This is a genomic window from Streptosporangium oxazolinicum (assembly GCF_039537505.1).
In the GTDB taxonomy this organism is placed as follows: Bacteria; Actinomycetota; Actinomycetes; order Streptosporangiales; family Streptosporangiaceae; genus Streptosporangium; species Streptosporangium oxazolinicum.
Genome location: NZ_BAABAQ010000019.1, coordinates 18,665 through 33,228, shown reverse-complemented (window position 1 = coordinate 33,228; position 14,564 = coordinate 18,665). Strand labels below are relative to the sequence as shown.

Genomic DNA, 14,564 nt, shown 5'->3' with positions numbered 1-14,564 from the left:
TGAGTGAAGACCGTGTTGTCAGAACAGGGTCAAACGCTTGTTCTGACCGTCCATGTGCGACGTATGACGCGGTGCACCGTCGAACGGGTGACCGAGACCGTTTCCCTCGCCTACGACGTCGACGGCTCCGGGCCGCTTCTCGTGGCCATCCACGGAATGACCGAGGACCGCCACCTCTGGGACCTGGTGCCGCTCGCCGAGCGCTTCCGCACCTTGCGCGTCGATCTACGTGGCCATGGCGAGTCTCCGCACGCGACGCCGTACGACCCGCTGACCATGGCCGGCGACGTGCACGCGCTCCTGGGCGCCCTGGGGCTCGAACAGCCTCCCTTGGTCGTGGGCCACTCGCAGGGCGGAATGGTGGCCACGGCCTACACCTCCCGTCAGCTGCGTGGCGCCGGAGGCGATCATCACCGATACCGGGTCCTCCAGCGACATCGTGTTCGGCCTGCTGCGTCTGCTGGGCCGCCAGGACCCCACCTCGACATCGAGGGTGTGCCCGGCCCGAGCACGGCCCCTGGATCGACCCGACCCATCCGGCCTGGCGAACGGCCCGGTGTCGGCGGCTTCACCGCTCAGAAATCCTCCGCCACGTCGTCAGTTCTGGCAGCCCCTCGCACCCGTGGAAGGATTGACGACCATGACCGACGCCAGACTGCCAGGCGACGACGAGGCCGCGTTCATCGCGGCGGCCCGCTCAAATGACGCGGCACAGTTCGCGCTCATCACGGAGCGCTACCGGCGTGAGCTGCAGGTGCACTGCTACCGGATGCTCGCGAACTACGAGGACGCCCAGGACATGACGCAGGAGACGTACCTGCGGGCGTGGAACAAGCGGGAGTCGTTCAAGGGCCACGCTGCGCTGCGGACCTGGCTGTACCGGATCACGACGAACGCCTGCCTCGACTTCCTGAAGAAGCGCAACGACCGCACACCCGTGCCTGCCGAGCTGCCCGGCGCGGGCTCGGAAGTGCACTACCTGCAGCCCTACCCGGACCGGATGCTCCCGGAGGATCCGCAGGAATCGGTGGTGGCGCGGGAGACGATCGAGCTGGCGTTCATCGTCGCCGTGCAGCATCTGCCGCCGCGGCAGCGGGCTGTGTTCATCTTGCGCGACGTCCTCGGCTGGCCGGCGTCGGAGGCCGCCAACGCCCTTGAGCTGACCGTCGCGTCGGTGACCAGCGCGCTGCAGCGGGCGCGCGTGACGATGCGCGAGCAGCTGCCCGACCGACGCCTTGACTGGCGGAGCCCTGCCACGCACGAGCTGTCGGATGACGAGCGCGGCGTGGTGAAGTCGTATATGGACGCCCATGAGCGCAACGACCTCGACGGGCTGATGGCCCTGCTGCGCGACGACCTGCGCTTCACGATGCTGCCCGATCCGGGCACCTTGGTCGTCACGGCCAAGGAGGCGGTGGACGGCTGGGTCTCCGGTGGGCTCTTCCAGCGCGGCTACGACGACTGGCGCTGCATCGCCACGACGGTCAACCGCATGCCTGCCGCCGCGCTGTACCTCCGCACCCCCGACGACCCGGAATACCGTTTGTTCACCATCGCGGTCCTGCGCATCGTCGACGGGAAGATCGCCGAGCTCACCGGATTCGACGCCAGCGACAAACCGTGGCTGAGCCTGCCCGCGACGCTGTGATCAGACACGTCCCCATCGTCGACGAGTCCAGCGCACGGGCAGGCGCCACCGGCGTCCTCATCTTCAGCGAGCCGGTCGACAGCTCACTCGGAACGCGAGGAAGGGCCGGGAAAAGGTTCCCTCATCGCCGAGGGTCACGGTGAGCCACGCACCGAGCATTCGGCCCGTGCTCATCGCCTCGTCTCGTATCGGGTCAGCACCACGCCGCCGGGAAACGTTCGCGTCTCGACCAGGTTCAGGTATACCCAGTTGTCCAGGGCCGTGAAGAACGGCGTGCCGCCGCCCACCAGGACCGGATAGGTGACGATCGCGTACTCGTCGATCAGCCCGGCCCGCATGGCCGCCGCGGCGAGTGTGGCGCCGACGATATCCATGGGGCCGCCGTCGTCGGCCTTGAGCCTGGTGATCTCGGTAACCGCGTCGCCGGTGACCAGACGGGTGTTCCAGTCGACCGTGCTGGTCGTAGAGGAGAACACCACCTTCGGCATGTCCCGCCAGCGGCGGGCGAACTCGATCACCGCCGGTGTGGCACCCGGCTGCTTGTCGGCGGTCGGCCAGGCGGAGCTCATCGCCTCCCACAGCTTGCGCCCGTACAGCGCCAGGCCCGTCGCGTCCACCCGGTCGGACCACCACTGGAACAGCTCGTCGCTCGACGATGAGTCCGGTCCCTCCCCCCCACTCCAGCCGAGGTCGTCGCCAGGCGCGGCGATGTAGCCGTCCAGGGTCACGTTCATGGCGAAGATCAGTTTCCGCATCGTGTCAGCCTCTCGTGAGTCGATCTCACACGTACAGACGAGCGCGGCGTGGAAACCTAATCGGTGCGCGATCCGCGTCCGCGGATATTCCTCGCCTTCCGGGCTGGGCACGGCGTACTCGGCGGGCTCGAGCAGCACCCACCGGCTTCGCAAACGCCTGGTCACACAGCTACAGCGCCGAGCTCTCTCACCGCGCTGGAGATCACCTGCTAACTGAAGGGCCAGTGAGGTGCTGCAGGCCAAGGCCCGCTATGTCGGGAACGCTCCGGCCCAGAAGAGCACGCTCGCGACGGGAGGCACCCGGTGACCGCCCCGGATGTGGTCGTGCTCGGCACCGGCGTGCGCAGACCACTTCGCGTCCTTCGTCGCCATCGCCGCAGCCCTCATCTGTTACCGCCGTCTCGCCAAAAGCGGGCCCCGATGGGTCGAGCGAGTGCGTTTCGCCGCCGTCAGGGGGCGGGTGAGGCTCCGAACAGGACACGCGGTTCCAGGTCCAGCCGGGTGGCGAGTGCCTGATCGGGCGGGTTGAGGTTGAGGGTCCGATCGCCGAACCGGCGGATGTGCTCTGTGCTGATCGGCATGGTCACCCGGTGGCGGGCGTCCCGTCGAGCGGCGTGGGCTCCCCGGAGATTGTCCCCCGAGGCAGGACTCCAGTTCCGCGGCGGTGGCGCAGGAGGCGCTGGCCGGGCGGACCGCCCTGGTCATCGCGCACCGGCTGTCCACCATCAGGGCTGCGGACCTCATCGTGATGATCGAGGAAGCGCGGCACGCACACCGCTCTGCCAGCCGGGCGAGGCCGCTACGAGGAGCTGCAGCGCACACGGTTCGGCCAGCGAGGCGCGCGGGAAACGGTGCGCCGAGCCGCCAAGATGGCGGTATGGGGGAACACGGCAGGCGATGGCTTTTCGCCGATCAGCTTGGGGAGCACTTCCTCGACTCCGACGACCAGCCGGTGCTGCTCATCGAGGCCAGGTCGGTGCTGCGGCGGCGACGCTACCACCGGCAAAAAGCGCACCTGGTGCTCTCGGCGCTGCGGCACCGGGCGGCCGAGCTGGGTGAGCGCGCGCTGTTCCTGCGGACCGACACCTTCGCCGAGGCGCTCGACCGCGCCGGCGGCCGGGTCAGCGTCTGCGGGCCCACCAGCCACGCGGCCGACGCGTTCGTCCGGGGCCGCGCCGAGGTGAGCGTCCTGCCCTCGCGCGGGTTCACCAGCACCGCGCGGGAGTTCGCCACCTGGGCCAAGGGCAGGGACGGCCACCGGCTGCTCATGGAGGACTTCTACCGCGACGCCCGGCGCCGCCTGGACGTGCTCATGGACGGCGACGAGCCCGCCGGCGGCCGGTGGAACCTCGACGCGGACAACCGTGAGCCGCCGCCCGCCGGAGGGCTGGACGTGCCCGGCCCCTGGACGGCCGAGGAGGACGAGATCGACGAGCGGGTGCGCCACGACCTCGACCGGTGGGAACGCGACGGGGAGGTGTCCTTCGTCGGGCGCGACGGCCCGCGCGTCTTCCCCGCCACCGCCGCGGAAGCCCGCAGCGCGCTGCGGCGCTTCGTCGGTCACCGGCTGCCCGCCTTCGGCCCGCACCAGGACGCGATGCTCACCGGCGACCCGTTCATGGCCCACAGCATGCTCTCGCCCGCCATCAACCTCGGGCTGCTCGACCCCATGACGTGCGTACGGGCCGCCGAGGCCGCCTACCGGGCGGGCCACGCCCCGCTCGCGAGCGTCGAGGGGTACGTGCGCCAGCTCATCGGCTGGCGCGACTACATCTGGCACCTGTACTGGTACTTCGGCGAGGATTACCGTGACCTCAACCGGCTGTCGGCCCGCGAGGCACCGCCCGCCTGGTTCGAGGAGCTGGACGCCGGCGCCGTCGAGGCGCGCTGCCTGTCGTGGGCGCTCGCCCAGGTGCGTGACACCGGGTTCACCCACCACATCGTCCGGCTGATGGTGCTCGGGAACTTCGCGCTCCAGCGGGGGTATGACCCCGCGCGGCTGACCGACTGGTTCCACCGCTGCTTCGTCGACGGCTACGACTGGGTGATGGTGCCCAACGTGATCGGCATGTCGCAGCACGCCGACGGTGGCATGCTGGCGACCAAGCCGTACGCGGCCGGGGGCGCGTACATCAACCACATGAGCGACTTCTGCGCGCCGTGCCGCTACCGGCCCTCCCGGCGGACCGGCGAGGACGCCTGCCCGTTCACCGCGGGCTACTGGTGGTTCTTCGCCCGCAACCAGGAGTGGCTGGCCGCCAACCCGCGCACGGCCCGCGGCGTGCACGGCATGCGGCGGCTCGATGACCTGGACGAGGTGTGCGCCCAGGAGGCCGCCCGCGGCGACGCGCCCCCCTGACCCCGCCGCCGCCCGTCGCCCACGTAGCGCACCGCGACGATCTCCCAATCCTCGGGCCCCTTTTTTTGGTCGTGCCGCCGGCCGGTGAGTCCCGGTATCGCCGGGCCGTAGCCCGTGCGGACTCCGCCGAGCGCCGTAGCCGGCTCACCCAACGGGCGGCCACGATGTTGGGCACGACCAACCCGCGGTCGGTGGCAGCCGCGATGCCCAGGTTGACCGACACGCCCCTGGACGATCGCCTCGACGCGTTCGCCGAGCGCGGCCTGCGACTCCAGCGAGGCGCCGGCGGCGGCCTGCGAGAGGTCCGTCACCGCGAAGGGTGGCGTCGCCTTGCGGATCGAGATGACCACCTCCGGGCGCGCGATGGCGTAGCCGACCCGCAGCCCCCCGAGGCGGATGCGCACGGATGGCGGTAATGCGCATACATGCGAGGATAGTGACGCGGTCGGCACGCGTCGACCAGATCGGAGCCGGGTGATGCAGCGACCGCATCAGGTGGTGGTCCTCGTACTCGACGGGGCGCTCCCGCTGGACGTCGGGATCCCGGCGGAGGTGTTCCATCCGGAGTCGGGGTTCCCCTACGAGGTGTCGGCCTGCGGGGTCACCGCCGGAACGGTGCCCTCCCACGGGGGGTTCGGCTACGCGGTCCCGCGGGGCCTGGACGCACTGGCCGACGCGGACACGATCGTCGTCCCGGGGTACGCTCCGGCGGGTCGGCCGATACCGGTGGAGGTGCGCGAAGCGCTCCGGAGCGCCGCATCCCGCGGGGCACGCATCGCGTCGATCTGCTACGGCGCGTTCGCCCTCGCGGATGCCGGCCTGCTCGACGGCCTGCGGGCGACGACGCACTGGGACGCGGCGGAGAAGCTCGCGGAGCGGCATCCGCAGATCACGGTCGAGCCGAACGTGCTCTTCGTCGACGAGGGATCCATCCTCACCTCGGCGGGGGCCGCCGCCGGTCTCGACCTGTGCCTGCACATCGTTCGGCGCGACCTCGGCGTGGGCGCGGCGAACGAGATCGCACGAGGACTCGTCACCGCGCCCTACCGGACCGGGGGTCAGGCCCAGTACCTGCCGAAGACCAGCTCGGCAGCCCATGGCGAAACCCTCGCCGCGACGCGCGAATGGGCCATGACGCGGCTCGACCAGCAGCTCACGATCGCCGAACTCGCCGCACACGCGCGGATGTCGCCCCGCACGTTCCTGCGCCGCTTCACCGAAGAGACCGGCAGCACCCCGCTGCAGTGGATCCTCCGGGCGCGGGTCGACACCGCCCGCGAACTCCTGGAGAGCACGAGGCTGTCGGTCGACCGCATCGCGGACCAGGTCGGCCTGGGAACCGGATCGAACCTCCGGCTGCATTTCCGCCGGCTCCTGGATGTGTCCCCCTCGGAGTACCGCGCCACCTTCTCCGGGCGGAGCTGACCACCGCGATCATCGCCCGAGCGCCTGGAGCGTTCCGCTACGAGATGCGAGGGGGAAGCTCAACAGTTTCGCCCGCCACATCGATCGCGACCTTGCCGCGGAGTGCGTACGACCGCCTGTTCTCCAGGAGTTCATGAGCCTCGCCCATTCGAGCGAGCGGAAGAGTCGCGCCGATGACCGGCTTCACGAGACCGCGCTCGACCAGCGTGGTGAGCGCGTCCAGCTTTCCTCGGTTCTGTCGTGTGAAGACGAAGTGATAGGCGGCGTTCCTGCCCCACGCCTCGATGAGGTTCTGCGGCTGCGCGATGTCGACGATGCTGACGACGCGTCCGAAGTCGGCGAGCGTCAGCGGGCTTCGTGTGAGCGTGTCGCCACCGATCGTGTCGAAGACGACATCGACCCCCTTGCCTCGCGTCATCTCGGCCACGGCATCGACGTAGTCCGTCGAAGTGAAGTCGATCGCCGCATCCGCTCCGAGAGAGCGCACGAACTCATGGTCGCCGGCTCTCGCGGTGGTGATCACTCGTGCGCCGATCGCCTTCGCGATCTGGATCGCGATCGTGCCGACACCACCCGCGCCTCCATGGATGAGGATCTTCTCTCCCACGGTGAGCTGAGCTCGCGTCACCAGGGCCTCCCAGACCGTTCCACCGACGAGAGTCAGGCTCGCCGCCTCCAGGTGACTGAGGTTCTCCGGCTTCCGGCCGACGAGGTCGACGTCGGCGACGTGCTGCTCGGCGTAGGAGCCGGGGCCGCCGAAGATCCGGGGCGTGTAGTACACCGCATCGCCGGCGCGGAACTCGGTCACGTGGGATCCGACTTCCTCGATCACGCCGGAGATGTCGTACCCGATGATCGCCGGGAGCGGCACATGATCCGCGTAGTCTCCGCGACGGATCTGATAGTCGAGCGGGTTGACGGCGGTCGCATGGACGCGCACCCGTACCTGGCGGGGTTCGACGTGCGGTACGGAGACGTCGCGCAGCTCGAAAGCATCGACCCCTCCGAAACGGACGAGCACAACGGCCTTCATCGGATCAGTCATATCGGTGTTCCTCATCGTGGTTCTGGGTGCGCGACGCGTCGGGACGGGCGGTTCTCTCTCAGTGTCGCGCGCACGATCCACACACCCCAGTGGCGGCAATGCCAATATCCGCAAGGATAGTGACACGCCTGTCGCGCGGTGCTCGGGCATGCTCCTTCCACGGATGCTCGGGCCCCCGATCGGGATCAGTTCCTTGGTCAACCTGAGAGTCGGCCCTGCACGCGTAGGGGCGGGGCCGCAGGCTGACCGGAATGCTGATCTGTTTCCCGCGATCGGGCCGCCATCATCCGTGAAGTCACCTCCTACGCCGGTCTCGGACGGGCCGGAGGGCGGCCGTCTTGGAGAAGCGGGTGCTCCCCACGGTCGGGTGCGGCGATGCGCCATCCGGCCGCCTGCTCCTGCTGTCGCCAGAAGTCCGTGAACCGGCCCCCGGCCGCCAGCAGATCGTCGACCGTGCCGTCCTCCACGACCCGGCCGTCCTCCAGGAAGATCACCCGGTCGGCGTGCCTGATGCTGCTGAGACGGTGGGCCGAGATGACGCGGGTACGGGGAATGCGGTCGTCGGCCAGCGCCCGGACGACGGCGGCCTCGTTCTCGGTGTCCAGGGCGCTGGTCGCCTCGTCGACCAGCAGGATCGGCGCCGGCTTGAGCAGGGCGCGGGCGATGCTCACCCGCTGGCGTTCCCCGCCCGACAGGGTGGCGCCCGCCTCGCCGACGGCGGTGCGGTCGCCGTCGGGGAGCCGGTCGGTGATCTCGTCGACCCGGGCGAGGGTGACGGCGTGGCCGAACCGGTCGTCATCGGCGCCGGGGTCACCGGCGAGGATGTTGTCGCGGATGGTGCCGTCGAACAGGTACGGGTGCTGGAACACCACGCTGACCAGCGCCCGGCGCGCCTCCGGACCCAGGTCGGCGATGTCGGTGCCGTCGACCAGGACCCGGCCGGAGGTCGGCTCGTGCAGCCCGGCGAGCAGGGCCAAGGCGGTGCTCTTGCCCGATCCCGACGGCCCGACGATCGCGGTCGTCGTGCCCGCCTCCAGGGTGAGGTCCAGACCGTCGAGCACCGGCGGCGTGTCGTCGGCGTAGCGGAAGGTGACCCGGTCGAGCCGGATCCCCGGCGCGGTGGGCGTCGCGGCCGAAGGCGCGGGCGGCCCGGTGGAGAGGGCCGGCGCGGTCCGCACCGTCTCGATGCCCCGCAGGGCCGTCGTGGCGCTCTCGATGCCGGGCGCGAGTTCGCTCAGCGTCGTGAACGCCTCCAGGTAGCGGGCGACGACGACGATGACCGCGATCGCCTCGGGCGCGCTCAGCTCGCCGCCTACGGCCAGGAAGGTGGTCGTGCCCGCGAGCAGCACCAGAGCGGCCTGACTGGCCAGGCCGAACAGCAACTGGCCGGGGATCTGCAGGAGCAGCAGCCGGACGGTGGCGGAGTGCTGGGTGGTCAGCGCCGCGCCGACAGCGCCGCGGGCGGGCTCGGCGCGCCGGGCGGCCCGCAACGCCGGCTGGGTCCGGGCGAACTCGACGATGCGCTCGGTGAGTGCGCTGTTGGCGTCGGCGGCGGCCCGGTCGGCCGCCGCGCCGACGCGCCGGGCGGCCCAGAACGCCCCGAGCAGCAGGGGCACCCCGGCGAGGGCGGCGAGGCCGAGTGGCGGGGCGATCGGCAGCAGCCCGATCCCGATCGCCGCGGGCAGCAGCACCGCGCCGACGATCGGGGTGATCAGGTAGCCGACCAGGCCCACCAGGTCCGGCCCGGTGGCCGAGATCGCCTGCCGCGCGGTGGCGGTGTGCCCGGCGGTGAACCAGGTGAGCCGGACCCGGGAGAGCCGGTCGGCGACGTCGTGCTGGGTGTGGTCCAGCAGGGCGAAGCCGAGGTCGTACCCGATGCGCGCGGCGGCCGCGTCCACCACCCAACCGGCGACGGTCGCCGAGGCCAGCAGCCCGAGCCACGGCCACGCCGCGCCGGGGTCGGCGCCGAACAGGGCGGCGACGAGCGGCACCAGCAGCACCACCCCGGCCGCCCGCAGCACCACCCCGAGGACGGTGAGGGCGGCGTGACCGGCGGCGCGGCCCCTCCTGCCGGGCGGCAGCAGGTGGAACAGGGTGCGGATCACAGGGTCGCCTCCTCGTGCGCGGTGGTGCGGCTCGCGTCGGCGTCCCACAGCCGCCGGTACCGGCCGCCTGCGGCGTGCAGTTCGTCGTGGGTTCCGCTCTCGGCGACCCGGCCGCCGTCGAGCACGACGATCCGGTCGGCTCCGGTGACGGTGTGCAGCCGGTGGGCGATGACCAGGACGGTGCGCCTGGCGGTGAGCCGGTTGAGGGCCTGCTGTACGGCGTACTCCGACTCCGGGTCGGCGAAGGCGGTGGCCTCGTCGAGGACGAGCACGGGGGTGTCGGCGAGGATCGCGCGGGCGATCGTCAGGCGCTGCCGCTCACCGCCGGACAGGGCGGCGTCGGGCCCGAGCACGGTGTCGTAGCCGTGCGGCATCCGCAGAACGCGGTCGTGCAGGTACGCCGCGCGGGCGGCGGCCTCCACCCGCTCGCGGGTGGCGTCGGGCACGGCGAGCGCGATGTTGTCGTGCACGGTCCCCTGGACCAGCCAGGACTGCTGGAACACGAAGCCGACCCGGGCGTACAACTCGTCGGTGGTCAAGTCGCGCAGGTCACGGCCGCCGATGCGGATCGCCCCCGATTCGAGGTCGTGGAACCGGGCCAGCAGCGCGGCCAGCGTCGACTTGCCCGATCCGGACGGCCCGGCCAGCGCGGTGACGGTCCCCGGCCGCAGTTCGAGCGAGACGTCACCGATGACCGGCACCCCCGGCCGGTAGGAGAAGCCGACCCGGTCGAACACGACCGTCCCCGGCTGCTCGTCCACGGGGGCGGCGGGTTCCTCACGGACCACCAGCTCGGTCTCGTCGAGCGTCGTCTGGACGCGCCGGGCGGCCAGCAGGCCGGTACGCAAGCCGGCCAGCCCGTAGCCGATGCCGAGCAGGCGCGCGCCGAATCCCGTGCCGAGCAGCAGGAACGGCAGCAGCGACACCGGCTCCATCGCGCCCGAGCCGATCCGCCACGTGCCCAGGAAGGCGATCAGCAGCAGGAAGGTGGCCGGCCGGGTGGCCAGGTCGATCAGCGTCTTCTTGCCGGTGAAGGGGCGCTGCCAGTCGCCCAGGAAGGCGATGTACTCATCCAGCCGGGCCCGGAAGGGCGAGGCGGCGGCGCCGCCGAACACCCGGATCACCGGCTGCCCCTCCAGGTATCCGCCGGCCTCCCGGTTCATGCGTTCGGACCACCGCGCCGCCTGGGCGGTACGGACGCCGGACTGCACCACCATCACCGCCGTCGTCACCAGGTAGACCAGCACGGGCAGGAACAACGCCAGCGCCACCCGCCAGTCCACGGCGAACAGGTACACCAGGACCGCGACCGGGGCGACGACGGCCGCCACGGCGTCGGGGACGGCGTGGGTGACCAGGTAGTGCAACGCGAGGGTGTCGTCCTGCACGACCTGCTTCACATGACCGGAGCCGCGTGCGGTGTACCAGCCCAGCGGCAGCCGCGCCAGCTTGCCCAGCACGCGCTGCCGCAGATCACGGGCGAAGCGCGCGTCGACGGCGTGCAGCCACAACGTCAGCGCCGCGCCCAGGAACGTGCCGGCGCCGATCAGGCCCAGTGCCCACGCGCCGAGGGCCCACAGGCTCCCCTCACCCGCCCCCAGCACCATCCGCCGTGCCAGTTCGACCAGCACGACGAAGGGAGCGAGCTGAACGAGCGTGACCACGGCCTGCAGCGCGCCGGCCAGGAACAGGGTCGGCTTCAGCGGCGCGAGCAACCGGCCCGCGCCCTGCGCCCGCCACCGCCCTCGCGACGCCTGGACCGGCCCCGGCACGGGCTGCGGCCCCGGCTGCGGCTCCGCTTCCGGCTCCGGTCCGCCGCGCCTCTTGCCGAACGCGCGGCCGTGATACCAGTACGCCTGGGCGTACTGCTCCGACTTGGGGAACCCGAACTCCTCACGCAACCGGGTGCGCAGGTGTTTGAGTGAGCCCGCCTCGGGGCCCGCCCACGCGTACCAGTCCGACCAGTCCCTGGCCTCGATCGCGCCCGCCAGCGACGCCGGTCCGTTGCGGGGCACCCAGTGGATCCGCGCCCGGGGGTGGGCGGTGAGCGGGATCGACAGGTCGGCGTCGTCGTGCTGTTCCAGGTAGACCTCGATCGGCACGTCCGCCGGCACCGTGGCGAGGATGCCGTTGATCGCGGGGATCGACGCCGAGTCGCCGATCAGCAGGTAGCCGGCGGGAGGCTCCTGCGGGACGTCGAACTTCGACGAGCCGAGCGAGGTGGCCATGATCGTCTGACCCGGCTCGACGTCCCTGGCCCACACCGAGGCCGGGCCGGCCGGTTCGTGCAGGACCATGTCGATGGTGAACTCGCCGGTGGACTCGTCCGCCCAGGAGATCGTGTACGCCCGCTGGTGCTCGGCGTCACCGCCGTCGGGGTCGGGGAACCAGAACCGCAACCACGCCGTGGGCACGGCGATCGCGTCCTGGAACAGGGTCGGCGAGTTCAGCCGCACCCGCACGAAGTGCGGGGCCAGCGTCTCCGTGCCCACGACGGTGGCCTGGTGATCGCGGGCGCCGTAGCCCCGCATCACCACACCCGTGAATCCACGCCTGGCCATTCACAACTCCTTCTGTGTGGTGGCGAGGTCGGCGATGACGTCGGCGACGGGGCGGCCGGGCGGGGCGACGCCGAGCACCCCCCGGATCGCGCCGGTCAGCACCAGCCGTACGTATTCGGGGCGTCCCATCTGCGGGAGCACGGCGTGGGCGGCGCCGAGCCCTTCGTCGAGTTCGACACCGGCGGTCGCGGCCCGGCGCTCCCGGTCGAGGCCGCCCGCGTCCTCTCGCTCCATCGCGACGCCGTATTCCTCCGAGGCCGCCATCGCGATCGTCAGCGACGCGACCGCGCCGCTGACCACCACGGCTCCCTCCGGGGTGTAGCCGCGCCGTATCAGGGCCTCGACCTCGGCGCTCAGCACTTGCCGCCCGGCCTCGCCTCGCGGGAACAGCACCTGCAGGTAACGGGCCATTCCGGGGTGATCGAGGGTGAACGCCCGGAGTTGCGACGCGAACGACAGCAGGTGCGGTTCAAGGCCGTGTCGAGGGTCGTCGTGGAGCACCAGATCGGCGAGGATGCTCTCTCCCACCAGCCGCTCCAGGCCCCACCGCCCGTCGACGTGACGGTACAACGCCGCCGCGGTGACCCCGAGTTCGGCGGCGACCGCCTTCACGCTCAGTTCGCTCATGCCCAGCGCGCGACCGGCCCGGACGATGTCCCGCGTGCCGATACGGGGAGTACGCCCACCACTGCGGGCTGTCGACGCCACTGTCCGGGCTCCTTTGTTATAGGGGGTAACAAAGGGTACCCTAACTAAGGGTGGGCCTGGCCGCAACGGTGTTCCGGCAAGCATGCGAGGTGGTGCTGACCGGGCGTACGCGAAGAGCGGTACATGATGCCCTGCGGCTTTCCGCCCGAGCGGACCCGAGCGGAGTGGCCTTTGCTGACCCGCCTGCCGGGCTGGGCCGGCCTGCCGGCGGTCCGCGCGGGCCAGGTGTGGGTGCTGGACGGTCCGGCGTACTTCAACAGGCCCGGACCTCGCGTGGTCCGGGGGGGCGGAGGTCCTCGCCCAGGTACTCCACGGGGTACCCGTCGGCGCACCTGTCGAACGCGAGGAGGCGTACCGGGTCTGATGGGTGGCGCGCGCTTTGTCGTTGATGAGTGGTGTGCGAGCATGGTCGGCGTAGGCGAGCGCGGACTGAGGAAGCCGGTGTGAATCCGGCGCGGTCCCGCCACTGTGATCGGCGAGCGAATCCCGACGAAGCCACTGCCCGGATAACGGGTGGGAAGGCCGGGACGAGCCTCGACCCGAGAGCCAGGAGACTCACGCGGTCGCCTCCTCGCAGAAATTGGGGCGGATCTCCCCAAGGGAGGAACGGTGATCGCCATGCCTGGACCTCGGCCTGCCGGCCCTGGGCGTGCTCGGCGTGCTGGACTCTCCTGGTCGACCCGGCCTCCCACTTGTCGCGGAGGCCGTCGAGGAACGGCGTCCGCGGCCCGCCGTCAGGAGCACGCATGGCCATCCCCCGCCCGGTCACCGCAGCACTGCTCGCGTCCTTACTCGCTGTCGCCGCCTGTGGCGCCCCGGACGCGACTCCGCCCGCGGCCCCGGACGCGGCTCCGGCGGCAGAGGGCCGCTGCGTCACCGCCTTCGACGCGGGCCGCGACTACTTCCCGGTCAAGCAGCAGGTGGGGCACGCGACGAACTTCACCCTGACCTATGCCAACAACTATCAGGTCCTCACCGTCAAACAGCCCGCCCCCGGCGCCAAACCGGAGACCTACGTGCTGGTGCGGTGCGGTACCCCCGCTCCCGCGCTCACCGGCGAACTGGCCGGGGCCGTCACCGTCGAGACCCCGATCGAGCGATTGTTCTCCGCCTCGACGACCCACCTGCCGTTCGTCACCGACCTGGGCGTGCTGGAGCGGCTCACCGGCGTCTCCTCGGCCGGGTACATCACCTCCGCCCAGGTGCTGGCCCAGGTGAAGGCAGGGAAGATCACCGAGTACGCCAAGGGGCAGGAGGTCGACACCGAGAAGGTGATCGCCGCCAAACCGGACGTGCTGATGAGCGGCGGCACCGAGGACAAGTCCTACGGACCACTGCGCCAGGCCGGGATCAAGGTGGTGGCCAACGCCGAATGGCTGGAGTCCACCGCACTGGGCCGCGCCGAGTGGATCAAGGTGATGGCCGCGCTGACCGGTACCGAGGCCAGGGCCGCCGAGGTGTTCGGCAAGGTCGAGGCCGACTACACCGCCCTGGCCGCCAAGGCCAAGGCGGCCGCGCCGGTCACCGTGCTGCCGGGCCAGATGTACGAGGGGCAGTGGTCGGTGCCCAACGGCGGCAGCTACGTCGCGGGGCTGATCAAGGACGCGGGCGGCACCTACCCGTGGGCGGACACGCCGGGATCCGGCAGCACCACCCTGGACCTGGAGGCCGTGCTGTCCAAGGCCAGGGACGCCAAGGTGTGGCTGGCCACCGTGAACGAGTGGAGGAGCCTGACCGATGTGGAGAAGGCCGACCCGCGTTACGCCAAGTTCGGCGCGTTCGAGGCCGGGAGCGTCTGGTCGGCGAACAGGACGCTCGGCCCCGGGGGCGGCAACGACTTCTTCGAGCGCGGCGTCGGCCACCCGGACCTGATCCTGGCCGACCTGGTCGCGATCTTGCACTCCGACCTCGCACCGGAGCACGCCTTCACCTTCTACCAGCGGCTGATCAGGTGACGG

The 14,564-nt window shown here is 71.2% G+C and carries 11 protein-coding genes, 1 pseudogene and 1 riboswitch; of the genes and pseudogenes, 6 read left to right on the top strand and 6 right to left on the bottom strand.

What is annotated here, in order from left to right:
* Positions 1-3 precede the first annotated feature (3 nt).
* Positions 4-705: an alpha/beta fold hydrolase gene (locus tag ABD817_RS36250; protein ID WP_344922947.1), complete on the top strand. Its 702-nt coding sequence runs from the start codon at positions 4-6 to the stop codon at positions 703-705.
* A complete protein-coding gene (locus ABD817_RS36245) occupies positions 641-1,648 on the top strand; it encodes an RNA polymerase subunit sigma-70 (RefSeq protein ID WP_344922946.1) in 1,008 nt (335 codons plus the stop codon). Before ABD817_RS36250 ends, ABD817_RS36245 begins: the two co-directional genes overlap by 65 nt.
* Before the next feature lie 170 nt (positions 1,649-1,818).
* Here the strand turns inward: ABD817_RS36245 and ABD817_RS36240 are convergent, their stop codons facing one another.
* On the bottom strand, positions 1,819-2,403 hold the full coding sequence (locus ABD817_RS36240) for a dihydrofolate reductase family protein (protein WP_344922945.1): 585 nt from the start codon (positions 2,401-2,403) through the stop codon (positions 1,819-1,821).
* 449 nt (positions 2,404-2,852) lie between these two features.
* Positions 2,853-2,984 (bottom strand): hypothetical protein, encoded by a 132-nt coding sequence (locus ABD817_RS36235; RefSeq protein WP_344922944.1) that lies wholly within the window; start codon positions 2,982-2,984, stop codon positions 2,853-2,855.
* Positions 2,985-3,049: 65 nt separating this feature from the next.
* On the opposite strand from ABD817_RS36235, the pseudogene ABD817_RS39700 reads away from it, so the two are divergent.
* The 3 genes and pseudogenes from ABD817_RS39700 to ABD817_RS36225 all read left to right on the top strand — a co-directional run.
* Positions 3,050-3,230, top strand: a pseudogene (locus tag ABD817_RS39700) (hypothetical protein); the annotation flags it as partial.
* A 50-nt stretch (positions 3,231-3,280) separates the two neighbouring features.
* Positions 3,281-4,762 (top strand): cryptochrome/photolyase family protein, encoded by a 1,482-nt coding sequence (locus ABD817_RS36230; protein WP_344922943.1) that lies wholly within the window; start codon positions 3,281-3,283, stop codon positions 4,760-4,762.
* A 477-nt stretch (positions 4,763-5,239) separates the two neighbouring features.
* Positions 5,240-6,187 carry a GlxA family transcriptional regulator gene (locus ABD817_RS36225; protein ID WP_344922942.1) on the top strand — a complete coding sequence of 316 codons (948 nt, stop codon included), beginning with the start codon at positions 5,240-5,242 and terminating at the stop codon, positions 6,185-6,187.
* Positions 6,188-6,224: 37 nt separating this feature from the next.
* On the opposite strand, the gene ABD817_RS36220 is transcribed toward ABD817_RS36225, so the two are convergent.
* The 4 genes from ABD817_RS36220 to ABD817_RS36205 form a co-directional block, all read right to left on the bottom strand.
* A complete protein-coding gene (locus ABD817_RS36220; protein WP_344922941.1) occupies positions 6,225-7,382 on the bottom strand; it encodes a zinc-dependent alcohol dehydrogenase family protein in 1,158 nt (385 codons plus the stop codon).
* A gap of 152 nt (positions 7,383-7,534) precedes the next feature.
* On the bottom strand, positions 7,535-9,337 hold the full coding sequence (locus ABD817_RS36215; RefSeq protein ID WP_344922940.1) for an ABC transporter ATP-binding protein: 1,803 nt from the start codon (positions 9,335-9,337) through the stop codon (positions 7,535-7,537).
* Positions 9,334-11,898, bottom strand: a complete 2,565-nt coding sequence (locus ABD817_RS36210; protein ID WP_344922939.1) for an ABC transporter ATP-binding protein/permease — start codon at positions 11,896-11,898, stop codon at positions 9,334-9,336. Before ABD817_RS36210 ends, ABD817_RS36215 begins: the two co-directional genes overlap by 4 nt.
* Positions 11,899-12,606: a TetR/AcrR family transcriptional regulator gene (locus ABD817_RS36205; RefSeq protein ID WP_344922938.1), complete on the bottom strand. Its 708-nt coding sequence runs from the start codon at positions 12,604-12,606 to the stop codon at positions 11,899-11,901. It lies immediately after the preceding gene.
* Positions 12,607-12,984: 378 nt separating this feature from the next.
* Positions 12,985-13,183: riboswitch (cobalamin riboswitch) on the top strand.
* 169 nt (positions 13,184-13,352) lie between these two features.
* Between ABD817_RS36205 and ABD817_RS36200 the strand changes: the two genes are divergently transcribed.
* Positions 13,353-14,561, top strand: coding sequence for an ABC transporter substrate-binding protein (locus tag ABD817_RS36200; protein ID WP_344922937.1), 1,209 nt, complete (start codon positions 13,353-13,355; stop codon positions 14,559-14,561).
* The last annotated feature ends 3 nt before the right edge of the window (positions 14,562-14,564 follow it).

Coding starts and splice junctions, on each gene's coding strand:
- ABD817_RS36220 (WP_344922941.1), bottom strand. CDS start 7,382: ATGCCCGAGCACCGCGCGACAGGCGTGTCACTATCCTTGCGGATATTG.
- ABD817_RS36225 (WP_344922942.1), top strand. CDS start 5,240: ATGCAGCGACCGCATCAGGTGGTGGTCCTCGTACTCGACGGGGCGCTC.
- ABD817_RS36240 (WP_344922945.1), bottom strand. CDS start 2,403: ATGCGGAAACTGATCTTCGCCATGAACGTGACCCTGGACGGCTACATC.
- ABD817_RS36230 (WP_344922943.1), top strand. CDS start 3,281: ATGGGGGAACACGGCAGGCGATGGCTTTTCGCCGATCAGCTTGGGGAG.
- ABD817_RS36200 (WP_344922937.1), top strand. CDS start 13,353: ATGGCCATCCCCCGCCCGGTCACCGCAGCACTGCTCGCGTCCTTACTC.
- ABD817_RS36235 (WP_344922944.1), bottom strand. CDS start 2,984: ATGCCGATCAGCACAGAGCACATCCGCCGGTTCGGCGATCGGACCCTC.
- ABD817_RS36210 (WP_344922939.1), bottom strand. CDS start 11,898: ATGGCCAGGCGTGGATTCACGGGTGTGGTGATGCGGGGCTACGGCGCC.
- ABD817_RS36245 (WP_344922946.1), top strand. CDS start 641: ATGACCGACGCCAGACTGCCAGGCGACGACGAGGCCGCGTTCATCGCG.